Annotated in this window: 10 protein-coding genes; 1 reads left to right on the top strand and 9 read right to left on the bottom strand. The window is 69.0% G+C overall.

Annotated features, from left to right (window positions below; translation table 11 throughout):
• Window positions 1-50 precede the first annotated feature (50 nt).
• The 9 genes from rodA to ACFVXE_RS16080 form a co-directional block, all read right to left on the bottom strand.
• Window positions 51-1,241 carry a rod shape-determining protein RodA gene (gene rodA / locus ACFVXE_RS16120; RefSeq protein WP_389671767.1) on the bottom strand — a complete coding sequence of 397 codons (1,191 nt, stop codon included), beginning with the start codon at window positions 1,239-1,241 and terminating at the stop codon, window positions 51-53.
• Window positions 1,241-3,409, bottom strand: a complete 2,169-nt coding sequence (gene mrdA, locus ACFVXE_RS16115; RefSeq protein ID WP_389671766.1) for a penicillin-binding protein 2 — start codon at window positions 3,407-3,409, stop codon at window positions 1,241-1,243. The genes rodA and mrdA overlap by 1 nt, the downstream gene beginning before the upstream one ends.
• 61 nt (window positions 3,410-3,470) lie before the next feature.
• Window positions 3,471-4,133: a rod shape-determining protein MreD gene (gene mreD, locus ACFVXE_RS16110; protein WP_389671765.1), complete on the bottom strand. Its 663-nt coding sequence runs from the start codon at window positions 4,131-4,133 to the stop codon at window positions 3,471-3,473.
• Window positions 4,134-4,144: 11 nt separating this feature from the next.
• On the bottom strand, window positions 4,145-5,182 hold the full coding sequence (gene mreC, locus ACFVXE_RS16105; RefSeq protein WP_389671764.1) for a rod shape-determining protein MreC: 1,038 nt from the start codon (window positions 5,180-5,182) through the stop codon (window positions 4,145-4,147).
• Between the two features lie 110 nt (window positions 5,183-5,292).
• Window positions 5,293-6,312 (bottom strand): rod shape-determining protein, encoded by a 1,020-nt coding sequence (locus ACFVXE_RS16100; RefSeq protein ID WP_124268240.1) that lies wholly within the window; start codon window positions 6,310-6,312, stop codon window positions 5,293-5,295.
• Between the two features lie 288 nt (window positions 6,313-6,600).
• Complete coding sequence (gene ndk / locus ACFVXE_RS16095; protein ID WP_389671763.1) at window positions 6,601-7,014, bottom strand: nucleoside-diphosphate kinase; 414 nt, start codon at window positions 7,012-7,014, stop codon at window positions 6,601-6,603.
• A 92-nt stretch (window positions 7,015-7,106) separates the two neighbouring features.
• The gene (locus tag ACFVXE_RS16090; protein ID WP_389671762.1) at window positions 7,107-7,463 is read right to left on the bottom strand and encodes a DUF4233 domain-containing protein; all 357 of its coding nucleotides are present in this window, start codon (window positions 7,461-7,463) and stop codon (window positions 7,107-7,109) included.
• Between the two features lie 5 nt (window positions 7,464-7,468).
• On the bottom strand, window positions 7,469-8,992 hold the full coding sequence (locus tag ACFVXE_RS16085; RefSeq protein ID WP_389671761.1) for a bifunctional folylpolyglutamate synthase/dihydrofolate synthase: 1,524 nt from the start codon (window positions 8,990-8,992) through the stop codon (window positions 7,469-7,471).
• Between the two features lie 259 nt (window positions 8,993-9,251).
• Entirely contained in the window at window positions 9,252-11,873 is a 2,622-nt protein-coding gene (locus ACFVXE_RS16080; RefSeq protein ID WP_389671760.1) for a valine--tRNA ligase, read from the bottom strand.
• Between the two features lie 138 nt (window positions 11,874-12,011).
• On the opposite strand from ACFVXE_RS16080, the gene ACFVXE_RS16075 reads away from it, so the two are divergent.
• Window positions 12,012-13,007: a hypothetical protein gene (locus tag ACFVXE_RS16075; protein ID WP_389671759.1), complete on the top strand. Its 996-nt coding sequence runs from the start codon at window positions 12,012-12,014 to the stop codon at window positions 13,005-13,007.
• Window positions 13,008-13,144: the final 137 nt, after the last annotated feature.

Below are 13,144 nucleotides of genomic sequence, written 5' to 3'. Positions count from 1 at the left end.
CCCTTCCACGGTGCGGAAGGGGGGCGGACCGGGCCAGGGTGCGGAGAGGACTAGGCGGACATCGGACGCTGCACACGGATGGACTGGAGCAGCCCGATGGCCACCCAGACGGCGAACATCGACGACCCTCCGTACGACACGAACGGCAGTGGAAGTCCGGCGACCGGCATGATGCCGAGCGTCATCCCGATGTTCTCGAACGACTGGAAGGCGAACCAGGCGATGATTCCGGCGGCGACGATCGTGCCGTACAGCTCGGTGGTCTCGCGGGCGATCCGGCAGGCGCGCCACAGGATGATGCCGAGCAGGACGAGGATCAGCCCGGCGCCCAGGAATCCGAGTTCCTCGCCGGCGACGGTGAAGACGAAGTCGGTCTGCTGTTCCGGGACGAACTGGCCGGTGGTCTGGGTGCCCTGGAAGAGGCCGGTGCCGGTGAGCCCGCCGGAGCCGATCGCGATGCGCGCCTGGTTGGTGTTGTAGCCGACACCCGCCGGGTCGAGCGCCGGGTTGGCGAAGGCGGCGAAGCGGGCGATCTGGTACTCGTCGAGCAGGCCGAGCTGCCAGACGGCGACGGCGCCGGCCACGCCGACGCCCAGGAGGCCGAAGATCCAGCGGTTCGACGCTCCGGAGGCCAGGAGCACGCCGAGCACGATGACGGCCATCACCATCACGGAGCCGAGGTCGGGCATCCCCATGACGATCACCATCGGGAGGAGCGCGAGACCGAGGGCCTTGGCGACGGTCCGGTGGTCCGGGTGGATCTGGTCGCCGGCGTCGACGCGGGCGGCGAGGATCATCGCCATGCCCAGAATGATGGTGATCTTGGTGAACTCGGACGGCTGGAGGGAGAAGCCGCCGCCGATGATGATCCAGGCGTGGGCGCCGTTCACGGTGGCGCCGAGCGGGGTGAGGACCGCGAGGACGAGGACCACCGAGAGCCCGTAGAGGATCGGGACGGCGCCGCGCAGGGTGCGGTGACCGAGCCAGATCGTGCCGATCATCAGGGCGATGCCGATACCGGTGTTGAGGGCGTGGCGCAGCAGGAAGTAGTACGGATCTCCGTGGGTGAGCGAGTCGCGACCGCGGGTCGCCGAGTAGACCAGGGCCATGCCGATGAACGACAGCGCGATCGCGGAGCCGAGCAGCGGCCAGTCGAGCCTGCGGACGACGGAGTCACGGGCGGTGAGCCGGCCCCAGACACCGCGGTCGGGGGCGTACCGGGAGACGGAGAAGCCGGCCATCAGTCACGCCTCCCGAGCACCGCGGCGAGCGTCTGGTCCTCCGCCGGGGCCTTCTGCGAGTCCGGGTCGTAGGGCTTGATCTCCGGGGCGTAGATCGACCCGTCGTGCTGGATCCTGGGCAGGGACTTCTGCGGGGTGGGGAGCAGCGCCTTCTTCTTGTCGATCTTGCCGCTCTCGTCGACGCCGTAGAGCGCGTTGTAGATCTTGCGCACGGCGGGTCCGGAGGCGCCGGAGCCCGTACCACCCTGGGAGATCGTCATGACGATCGAGTAGTCCTTGGTGTACGTGGTGAACCAGGAGGTCGTCTGCTTGCCGTAGACCTCGGCGGTGCCCGTCTTGGCGTGCATCGGGATCTTGTCCTGCGGCCAGCCGCCGAATCGCCAGGCGGCCGTACCGCGGGTCGCGACTCCCGCGAAGGCTTCGTCTATTTTGTTGCGCGTCTTCCGCGAGATCGGCAGCTTGCCGTGGGACTTCGGCTTGATCTCCTGGACGTGCTTGCCGTCGGAGCTGATGATCGCCTTGCCGACGGTGGGGTCGTACAGGGTGCCGCCGTTGGCGACCGCCGAGTAGATCGTGGCCATCTGGATCGGCGTGACGAGGGTGTCACCCTGGCCGATGGAGTAGTTGATCGAGTCACCCTCGCGCATGATGTTGCCTTCGAGGCAGTTCTCGTACGCGATCTTCTGGACGTAGGTGCCGTTCTTCTTGCCCTCCTTGCACCAGGCGTCCTTGTTGACCTTGTAGTAGTCCTTCTTCCACTGGCGGTCGGGGACCCGGCCGCTGACCTCGTTGGGCAGGTCGATGCCGGTCTCCTTGCCGAGGCCGAACTCGTGGGCGGTCTTGTAGAACCAGTCCTTCGCGTTCTTCTTCGGGTGGATGCCGCCGTCCTTCTTCCACTGGGCGTCCGCGAGCCCGTAGAAGACGGTGTCGCAGGAGACCTCCAGCGCCCGGCCCAGGCTGATGGGGCCGAAGTTCTCGGACTCGAAGTTCTTGAAGACCTGGCCGCCGACCGAGTACGCGCTGGTGCACGGGTAGTGCCCGTCGAAGTCGTAGCCCGCCTGGACCGCGGCTGCCGTCGAGATCACCTTGAAGGTGGAGCCGGGTGCGGAGAGCCCCTGGATCGCGCGGTTGAGCAGCGGGTAGTTGGCCTTCTTGCCGGTGAGCCGGGTGTAGTCCTTGCCGGAGATCCCGCCGACCCAGGCGTTGGGGTCGTAGTTCGGCAGGGAGGCCATCGCGACGACCCGGCCGGTCTTGGCCTCCATCACCACGACGGCACCGGAGTCGGCCTTGTAGTTCTCGTTGGTGTTGGTGTCGAACTGCGTGCGGGCGACCTTCATCGCGTCGTTCAGTTCGTACTCGGCGAGGGCCTGCACCCGCGCGTCGATGGAGGTGACGACGCTCGCTCCGGCTTCCGCCTCGTCGTTCTTGGCCTGGCCGATGACCCGGCCGAGGTTGTCGACCTCGTAGCGGGTGACGCCCGCCTTGCCGCGCAGTTCCTTGTCGTACGTGCGCTCCAGGCCGGAGCGGCCGACCTGGTCGGAGCGGAGATACGGCGAGTCGGTGTTCTGGGCCTTGGTGATCTCGTCGTCGGTGACGGGTGAGAGGTAGCCGAGGACCTGTGCGGTGTTGGCCTTGCCGGGCGCGGGGTAGCGGCGCACGGCGGTGGGTTCGGCGGTGATGCCGGGGAAGTCCTCGGCGCGTTCGCGGATCTGGAGCGCCTGCTGGGTGGTGGCCTCGTCGGTGACCGGGATCGGCTGGTAGGGCGAACCGTTCCAGCAGGGCTGCGGGGTCTTCGCGTCGCAGAGCCGGACCTTGTCCATGACGTCCTGCGGCTTCATGCCGAGGACGTCGGCGAGCCGGGTGAGGACGCCCTTGCCGTCGTCGTCCATCTTCAGCAGCTCGGTGCGGCTGGCGGAGACGACGAGGCGGGTCTCGTTGTCGGCGAGCGGCACACCGCGGGCGTCGAGGATGGAGCCGCGGACGGCGGGCTGGACGACCTGCTGGACGTGGTTGTTCTTCGCCTCGTCGGTGTACTCCCGGCCGTTGCGGATCTGCAGGTACCAGAGGCGGCCGCCGAGCGTCAGCAGCAGGGAGAAGACGAGGACCTGGATGACGATGAGCCGGATCTGGACCCGCTGGGTCCGGCCCGTCTCCGGAATGTTGGTCATGGGGCGCCCCCGGTGGTGGTCGGGCCGGGGGTCCGGCGGGTGTCCCCCGGGAGATGAAGCCTCACAGTCGCTTGACTCCCTTGATCCGTCCGGCTCGTGAGGCGCGGTTGCGGGCGGCCCTGATACGCAGTCCGCCGCGCTGGCTGCCGATCCGCAGTCCGGTGCCGGAGGCGAGCCAGCCGCCGGCCACGTCGCCGCCGCTGGAGGACTCGGAGATCGGGTCGTTCACGGTACGTCTGGCCAGGCCCATGATCAGCGGCACGGTGAACGGCGCGAGCAGCAGATCGTAGACGGCGGCCGTGAAGAGCAGACTGCCCAGGCCCACATGGCGGGCGGCGGTGTCCCCGACGAGGGCGCCGACGAGCGCGTACAGCAGCGTCGATCCGATCGCGGCGGCCACGACCACGGCCATCGGGGCGAACGCGGACTTGAGCCGGCCGTTCTCCGGCCGGGCGAGTCCGGCGAGGTAGCCGACGACGCAGAGGACCAGTGCGTAGCGTCCGGCGGCGTGGTCGGCGGGCGGCGCCAGGTCGGTGAGGAGCCCCGCACCGAAGCCGATCAGGGCGCCGGCGACATGTCCGTAGACCATGGCCAGCCCGACGACGACGAGGAGCACCAGGTCGGGTACGGCGCCGGGCAGCTGGAGGCGGGCCAGCACGGAGACCTGGATGACGAGGGCGATCACGACGAGGGCGATGGAGAGCAGAGTCCGGTTGAAGCGCATGGGGATCAGCTCTACCTCTGCTCGTCGGCCGCGTTGCCGGTGGTTCCGCTGGGGTTCGGGCTGCCGCTGGGACTGCCGCTCGGGGTCCCGTTGACGTTCCCCACGACCTTTCCGTTGGTGTCCACGATGTCGCCGTTCGGCGAGATCGTGACGGTCACCGTCGGGGTCGGGACGGGCTTCGGCTTGGCGGGCTGCTTCGGGAGGACCATGTCGCGCGGGTCCTCCCGGGGTGCCTGGACGACGATGCCCACGATGTCGAGCCGGGTGAAGCCGACGTACGGGCGGACGTAGACGGTACGGGTGAGGCCGCCGCCGGACGGGTCGACGCGGACGACCTCGCCGACCGGGACGCCGGGGACGAAGGGCCGGCCCTTGCTGGAGCCGAAGGTGACCAGCCGGTCGCCCTTCTTCACCTTGGCCTTGCCGTTGAGGAACTGGACGGAGAGGGGCCGGTCGCCCTGGCCGGTGGCGAAGCCGAGTTCGTCGGTCTTCTCCATCCGGGTGCCGACGGTGAAGTCGGGGTCGTTGGCCAGGAGCACCGTCGCGGTGTCCGGTCCGACGGTGGTGACGCGGCCGACGAGTCCGTCACCGTTGATGACGGTCATGTCGCGCTTGATGCCGTCGTGGGAGCCCGCGTCGATGGTGACGGTCCAGGAGAAGCCCTGGGCCGCTCCTATGGCGACGACCTCGGCGGCCTTGATCCCGTACTGTCCGGCGGCCGACTTCTTGAGCATCTTGTCGAGTTCGCGGACCCGGTTGCGGTTGCGGTCGTCGCTGCCGAGCTTCGTCTTCAGCGCGGCGTTCTGCTGCTCCAGGGCGGCGATCCGGTCGTGCCGGGCACCGGAGGCACGGATCGCCCCTATGGCGTTGCCCACCGGGTCGACGGCTGCCGCCACGCCGTTCTCGACCGGCCCGAAGGCCGTTGCGGCGGCCCGCCGGGCGCCGTCCACCGGTGACTCCTCGCCGCCGCGGATGTCCACCGTAATCAGTGCGAATGCGATGGCGATCAGCAGCACCAGGAGCAGCCGGCTCTCTCGTGTGTCCCTCACGTGCGGCGGCCGTGCCTTCCTCGTCGGAATGTTCGTGCCTGTATATCAACGATCCGCCGTACGGGGCAGCTGCGCCCGTACGGCGGACCCCTGTGTTGTCCTGCCCCGTACTACCGGCGGGGCTGGGCGTCCAGCACCTGCTGGAGTGCCTCGAACTCCTCGACACACTTGCCGGATCCGAGTGCCACCGAGTCCAGCGGGTCCTCGGCGATATGGATCGGCATGCCGGTCTCGCGGCGGAGCCGCTCGTCCAGTCCACGCAGCAGCGCGCCGCCGCCGGTGAGGACGATGCCGCGGTCCATGACGTCGCCGGAGAGTTCCGGCGGGCACTTGTCGAGCGTCGTCTTCACGGCGTCGACGATCGCGTTGACCGGTTCCTCGATGGCCTTGCGGACCTCGGCGGCGGAGATGACGACCGTCTTGGGCAGTCCGGAGACCAGGTCGCGGCCGCGGATCTCGGTGTGCTCGTCCTTGTCCATGTCGTACGCCGAGCCGATCGTGATCTTGATCTGTTCGGCGGTGCGCTCACCGAGGAGGAGCGAGTACTCCTTCTTGATGTGCTGGATGATCGCGTTGTCCAGCTCGTCGCCGGCCACCCGAATGGACTGAGCAGTGACGATTCCGCCGAGCGAGATCACCGCGACCTCGGTGGTGCCGCCGCCGATGTCGACGACCATGTTGCCGGTGGCCTCGTGGACCGGCAGACCCGAACCGATGGCGGCGGCCATGGGCTCCTCGATGATGTGCACCTGACGGGCGCCGGCCTGCGTCGACGCCTCGATGACGGCGCGCCGCTCGACCCCGGTGATACCGGAGGGCACGCAGACGACGACCCGCGGACGGGCCAGGTAGCGACGCTTGTGGATCTTCAGGATGAAGTAGCGGAGCATCCGCTCGGTGATCTCGAAGTCGGCGATCACGCCGTCCTTCAGGGGGCGTACGGCAACGATGTTGCCGGGCGTACGCCCGATCATTTTCTTGGCCTCGGATCCGACCGCCAGGATGCCGCCGGTGTTGGTGTTGATGGCCACGACGGACGGCTCGTTCAGAACGATGCCGCGCCCCCTGACGTACACCAGCGTGTTGGCAGTCCCGAGGTCGATAGCCATGTCACGGCCGATGAACGACATTGAGTTCCCCTTGTTCCCCATGAGGATGCGTCGGGCCTTCCAATAAGCGGTGATGGCTTGTTTGGCAGGCGAGGTGGGCGCTGCGGGCGTGGAAGATTCCATCGTAGTGCCGTATGCACGGACACCGCGCGAGGGTCCTTCGCCTTTGTGGGCGGAACGGGTTGCCGTTCCACTCATGGTGACGTTACGTCGGAGGGATGCGTTCCCGCGATCGGGGACCCTATGCCGAAGGGCGACCGAATTACTTCGGTCGCCCCGGGTCATGAGCGCTGTTCGGCTGATCCGAGGTCAGGAAAGTCCCGGAAAGAACAGCTTCAGTTCTCGCTCCGCGGACTCCTCGGAGTCCGAGGCGTGGATGAGGTTCTCCCGGGTGATCGTGCCGAAGTCGCCACGGATCGATCCGGGCGCGGCGGCGATCGGGTCGGTGGGGCCGGCCAGGGCGCGCACGCCCTCGATGACCCGCTCGCCCTCGGCCACCAGGGCGACGACCGGTCCGGACTGCATGAACTCGATGAGCGGCTCGTAGAACGGCCGGCCGACGTGCTCGGCGTAGTGCTGTTCCAGGGTGGCGAGGTCGAGCGTGCGCAGCTCCAGCGCGGTGACCTGCCAGCCGGCCTTGCGCTCGATCCGGCCGACGATCTCGCCGATCAGCCCGCGCCTGACGGCGTCGGGCTTGAGAAGGACGAGGGTGCGCTGAGTCATGTACGGCTCCTTGGGGGCATGCAGGTCGGTGAGGCGAGGCTACAGGGCTACGGGGACGGGCCGGCGGCCGGGTTTGCCCGCGGCCCCCGGCCTCAGCCGCCGGCGGGGGCCTGGGCCGCCTCCTGCGCGGCCCAGCGTGCCTTCGCCTGGTCGATCTTGCGGCCGTAGTGCACCGAGGCCCACCACAGTGCGCCGAAGACGAGACCGAGGATGTACATCATCGGGACGAAGAACCCGCTGGCGACCAGCGCGATCTGCAGCGCCCAGCCGAGGGCGGTGCCGCCCGGGCGGGTGATCATCCCGCAGAGCAGGACGGAGAGCAGCATGCCGATGCCGCAGACCGTCCAGACGGTGGTGTCCGACAGGTCGTCGGACTTCATCGCGACCAGTCCGGCGAAACCGATCACGAAGAATTCGCCGATCAGCGTCGACGCGCAGAGCGTACGCACAGGGGTCAGTGCCTTCCCAGAAGCAGCCGGGCCTCGCCGACCGTGATCACGGAGCCGGTCACCAGGACGCCGGCGCCCGCATACTCGTCCTCCTCCTCGGCGAGGGTGATCGCCGCCTCCAGCGCGTCGTCGAGGCGCGGCTCGACCTGGACGCGGTCACCGCCGAAGACCTCGACCGCGACGGCGGCCAGTTCGTCGGCGTCCATCGCGCGACCGCTGGAGTTCTGGGTGACGACGACCTCGGCGCAGATCGGCTCGAAGGCTTCGAGGAGCCCTCGGACGTCCTTGTCGCCGCTGGCGCCGACCACCCCGATCAGCCGGGAGAAGCCGAACGCCTCGGACAGGCCGTCGGCCGTGGCCCGGGCGCCCGCCGGGTTGTGGGCCGCGTCCAGGACGACGGTCGGGCTGCTCCGTACGACTTCGAGCCGGCCGGGCGACCGCACCGATGCGAAGGCCCGGCGGATCGTGTCGATGTCCAGCGAGCCGGGCCGCTCGGCGCCGATACCGAAGAACGCCTCGACCGCGGCGAGCGCCACTGCCGCATTGTGCGCCTGGTGGGCGCCGTACAGCGGGAGGAAGATCTCCTCGTACTCGCCGCCGAGGCCGCGCAGTTTCAGCAGCTGGCCGCCGACCGCGATCTCACGGGCGACGATGCCGAACTCCATGCCTTCGCGGGCGACCGTGGCGTCGACCTCGACGGCCTTCTTCAGCATGACCTGTGCGGCGTCGACCGGCTGCTGGGCCAGGATGACGGTCGCGCCCTGCTTGATGATCCCGGACTTCTCGACCGCGATCTCGGCGGGCGTGGAGCCGAGCCGGTCCGTGTGGTCCAGCGAGATGGGGGTGACGACGGCGACCGAGGAGTCGATCACATTGGTCGCGTCCCAGCTGCCGCCCATGCCGACCTCGACGACCGCGACGTCGACGGGCGCGTCGGCGAAGGCCGCGTACGCCATGCCGGTCAGCACCTCGAAGAAGGAGAGCCGGTAGGGCTGCTGGGCGTCGACCATCTCGACGTACGGCTTGATGTCGTTGTACGTCTCGATGAACCGCTCGGCCTCCATCGGCGACCCGTCCAGGCTGATCCGCTCGGTGATCGACTGGACGTGCGGCGAGGTGTAGCGGCCGGTGCGCAGGTCGAAGGCGCCGAGCAGGGCCTCGATCATGCGGGCGGTGCTGGTCTTCCCGTTGGTGCCGGTGATGTGGATCGAGGGGTACGCGTGCTGCGGCTCGCCGAGCACGTCCATCAGCGCGGCGATGCGCGCCACCGAGGGCTCGAGTTTGGTCTCGCCCCAGCGGCCGGCGAGCTCCTGCTCCACCGCGCGCAGCGCCTTCTCCACCTCCGGGTCGGCGGGGCGGGCGGGGACCTCGTCGCCCTGGACCGGTCCCGAGGCGGTGCGCAGGGTACGGCTGCCGGCCTCGATCACCGCCAGGTCGGGGTCGCGTTGGGTCGCTTCGTCGACGATCTCCGCGAAGGTGTCGTCGGACTCGGACGCGTCGTGCCGGTCTGAAGGGCGGGGCTCACTCACGGGGCCCAGTCTACGGATCGGAACGGACATCCGGCGCGGGGCCCGGCCACGGTCACGCATCGTCCGCGCCGGGCCGCCGCGCGCCATGGGCCGCCCGGGCACCCGCGGTCCGGCTGCCCGCCGCCGTTCCTCCTGATCGCGGCAGGGAACGGCCTCGGGTCCGCAGGCGCCGGAGTGCCGCATCGTGGCGGTCCCCCGGCACGGCGAAGCCCCCGTGCCCCTGGTCGGTCAGGGGTACGGGGGCTTCGCCCTCAGGTCATCAGCTCTGCGGCAGGTTCGCCAGCTGAGCGGTGATCCGCGCGATGTCCGCGTCGGCCTTGGTGAGCCGGGTACGGATCTTGTCGACCACGTTGTCCGGGGCCTTGGCCAGGAACGCCTCGTTGCCGAGCTTCGCGTTGGCCTGGGCCTTCTCCTTCTCGGCGGCGCCCAGGTCCTTCGTCAGGCGCTTGCGCTCGGCCGCCACGTCGATGGTGCCGGACAGGTCGAGCGCGACGGTGGCTCCCGCGACCGGCAGCGACGCGGTGGCGTGGAAGTCCTCGCCTGCGGGCTGGAGACGCAGCAGCTGGCGGATGGCCGCCTCGTGCGGGGTGAGCGCCGTACCGGTCAGGGTGATCTCGGCCGGGACCTTCTGGCCGGGCTGCAGGCCCTGGTCGGAGCGGAACCGGCGGACCTCGGTGACGACCTGCTGGACGAGCTCGATCTCCTGCTCGGCGGCCTCGTCACGGAAGCCGGAGTCCTTCGGCCACTCGGCGACGACGACGGACTCCCGGCCGGTCAGCGTGGTCCAGAGGGTCTCGGTGACGAACGGGACGACCGGGTGGAGGAGCCGCAGCATCACGTCGAGGACCTCGCCGAGGACCCGGCCGGAGACCTCGGCCTGCTCGCCGCCCGCGAAGAACGTGGTCTTCGACAGCTCGACGTACCAGTCGAAGACCTCGTCCCACGCGAAGTGGAAGAGCGCCTCGCTGAGCTTGGAGAACTGGAAATCGTCGTAGAACGCGTCGACTTCGGCGACTGTCTTGTTGAGCTTCGACAGGATCCAGCGGTCCGTCGCGGACATCTGCGACGGGTCGGGCAGCTCGCCCTCGATCGTGGCACCGTTCATCAGCGCGAAGCGCGTGGCGTTCCAGATCTTGTTGGCGAAATTACGCGAACCCTGGACCCAGTCCTCGCCGATCGGGACGTCGACACCGGGGTTGGCGCCGCGCGCCAGGGTGAAGCGCAGCGCGTCGGAGCCGTACTTGTCCATCCAGTCCAGCGGGTTGACCGCGTTACCGAAGGACTTGGACATCTTCTTGCCGAACTGGTCGCGGACCATGCCGTGCAGAGCGATGGTGTGGAAAGGCGGGGTGCCGTCCATCGCGTACAGGCCGAACATCATCATCCGGGCGACCCAGAAGAAGAGGATGTCGTAGCCGGTGACCAGGACGGAGTTCGGGTAGAACTTCGCCAGGCTCTCGGTCTGCTCCGGCCAGCCGAGCGTCGAGAACGGCCACAGGCCGGAGGAGAACCAGGTGTCGAGGACATCGGTCTCCTGCGTCCAGCCCTCGCCGCTCGGCGGCTGCTCGTCGGGGCCGACGCAGACGGTCTCCCCGTCCGGGCCGTACCAGACAGGGATGCGGTGGCCCCACCACAGCTGACGCGAGATGCACCAGTCATGGAGGTTGTCGACCCAGTCGAAGTACCGCTTCTCCATCTCCTGCGGGTGGATCTTGACCCGGCCGTCGCGGACCGCGTCGCCCGCCGCCTCGGCCAGCGGGCCGACCTTGACCCACCACTGCATGGACAGACGCGGCTCGATCGTCGTCTTGCAGCGCGAGCAGTGGCCGACGGAGTGGACGTACGGGCGCTTCTCGGCGACGATCCGGCCCTCGGCGCGCAGAGCGCCGACGATGGCGCTGCGCGCCTCCAGCCGGTCCAGGCCCTGGAAGGGACCGTGCGCCGTGATGATCGCGTGCTCGTCCATGACGGCGAGGCTCGGCAGACCGTGCCGCTGGCCGATCTCGAAGTCGTTCGGGTCGTGCGCGGGCGTGACCTTGACGGCGCCCGTGCCGAACTCGGGGTCGACGTGCTCGTCGGCGACGACCGGGATCCGGCGGCCGGTGAGCGGCAGCTCGATCTCCTTGCCGACCAGGTGCTTGTAGCGGTCGTCCTCCGGGTGGACGGCGACAGCCGTGTCGCCCAGCATCGTCTCGGCACGGGTCGTCGCGACGACGATGGTGTCCTCGCCCTCGCCGTACCGGATGGAGACGAGCTCGCCGTCGTCGTCCTGGTACTCGACCTCGATGTCCGAGATGGCCGTGAGACAGCGCGGACACCAGTTGATGATGCGCTCGGCCCGGTAGATCAGCTCGTCGTCGTAGAGCTTCTTGAAGATGGTCTGGACGGCCTGGGACAGACCCTCGTCCATGGTGAAGCGCTCACGCGACCAGGCGACACCGTCACCCAGGCGCTTCATCTGCCCGGAGATCTGTCCGCCGGACTCGCCCTTCCACTGCCAGACGCGGTCGATGAAGGCCTCGCGCCCCAGGTCGTGGCGGGACTTGCCCTCCTTGGCGAGCTCCCGCTCGACAACGTTCTGCGTGGCGATACCGGCGTGGTCCATGCCTGGCTGCCACAGCGTCTCGTAGCCCTGCATCCGCTTGCGGCGGGTGAGGGCGTCGATCAGCGTGTGTTCGAAGGCGTGCCCCAGGTGGAGGCTGCCCGTGACGTTCGGCGGCGGGATGACGACGGTGAACGGAGGCTTGTCGCTTGTCGCGTCGGCTTCGAAGTAACCACGTTCTACCCAGCGCTCATACAGCTTCCCCTCTACCTCGGCCGGTGCGTACTGGGTCGGCAGTTCGGGGTTGCTGGCTGGCGTCTGCTGAGTGTTCTCGGTCACGAGGGACAGTTTAGGGCCGTCACAGTCGTGCACTGAAACCGGTTTGTTCAGTAACGGTGCGGCGCCCGATGCCCCATGCCGGCGGGGCTTCCGCCAGGATGTTCGGAACGCATAAGCATTCTGGAGGGGACAGCGCAGATGAGCTACAACCAACCCGGACCGTACGGCCAGCAGCCGCCGCAGGGCCAGCCCGGACCGTACGGCCAGCAGCCGGGCCCCTACGGCGGTCAGCCGCCGCAGGGCGGACAGCCGGGTTACGGGTACCCGCAGCAGGCCCCCCAGGGTGTTCCGCCGCAGCAGCAGCCCCAGCCCGGCTACGGCTACCCACAGGCCCCGCAGGGCGGCCCGTACGGCCAGCCGCCCCAGAATCCTTACGGCCAGCCGCCCCAGGGCCCTTACGGCCAGGCCCCTTACGGCGGCCAGGTCCCGATGCCGCCGGCCGCCCCGAAGAAGAAGACCGGCCTGATCATCGGCGCGGTCGTGGTGGCGCTCGCGGTGGTCGCGGGCGGGGCGTACTTCCTGACGTCGGGCGGTTCCAGCAACAGCGACGTCGCGGACAGCACCAAGGGCTACAAGCTGACGCCGGCCGCCACGCTGGACGGTTACAAGAAGAGCCCCAGCGGTTCGGCGGGGTCGATGACCGCGGGCGACAAGGCCAAGCTCGAAAGCCTGGGGATCAAGGACCCCAAGCAGGTGGGCGCTTCGTACCAGGCGGGCTCCAAGGACAACCCGCTCGCCGTCAAGTCCGTGACCCTTTCGGGCATCTGGGGTGACGTCACCGACCCGGCGAAGGTCGTCGACAACTCCTTCAACAACGCGGAGTCGGACTTCAAGAAGAGCGACGGCATGGAGGCCAAGCTCCTCGGAAGCCCCGAGGCCGTCAAGCCGGCCGGGTTCGACGGCGCGCTGATGAAGTGCCAGACCATGCAGGTGGTCAACAAGGACGGGGACGGTACCGCCGCGAAGGGCCCCAAGCAGTTCGAGATGCCCATCTGCGTCTGGGCCGACTACAGCACGGTCGGCATCGTCACCGGCATCGACGTGGCGCTCTCCATGGCGGGCAAGGGCATGTCCCAGGACGACACGGCCGCCCTGGCGGCCAAGCTCTACAACACGTCCCGCACCAAGCTCTGATCACGCGGTGACACGGAAGGGGCGCGCCGCCGCGGGACCGCCGGGGGCCCCCACCGGTTAATGCTGGTGGGGAACCACCAACCCGCCATATACAAGGCGCCGCACCCCAACATTACAAGACAGCCCCGCGCACCCAC

The organism is Streptomyces sp. NPDC058231, assembly GCF_042882275.1.
In the GTDB taxonomy this organism is placed as follows: Bacteria; Actinomycetota; Actinomycetes; order Streptomycetales; family Streptomycetaceae; genus Streptomyces.
The sequence above is the reverse complement of the archived record's forward strand: the minus strand, read 5'-3'. Positions and strand labels throughout refer to the sequence as shown.

Coding starts and splice junctions, on each gene's coding strand:
- ACFVXE_RS16075 (WP_389671759.1), top strand. CDS start 12,012: ATGAGCTACAACCAACCCGGACCGTACGGCCAGCAGCCGCCGCAGGGC.
- rodA (WP_389671767.1), bottom strand. CDS start 1,241: ATGGCCGGCTTCTCCGTCTCCCGGTACGCCCCCGACCGCGGTGTCTGG.
- mreD (WP_389671765.1), bottom strand. CDS start 4,133: ATGCGCTTCAACCGGACTCTGCTCTCCATCGCCCTCGTCGTGATCGCC.
- ACFVXE_RS16100 (WP_124268240.1), bottom strand. CDS start 6,312: ATGTCGTTCATCGGCCGTGACATGGCTATCGACCTCGGGACTGCCAAC.
- ndk (WP_389671763.1), bottom strand. CDS start 7,014: ATGACTCAGCGCACCCTCGTCCTTCTCAAGCCCGACGCCGTCAGGCGC.
- mrdA (WP_389671766.1), bottom strand. CDS start 3,409: ATGACCAACATTCCGGAGACGGGCCGGACCCAGCGGGTCCAGATCCGG.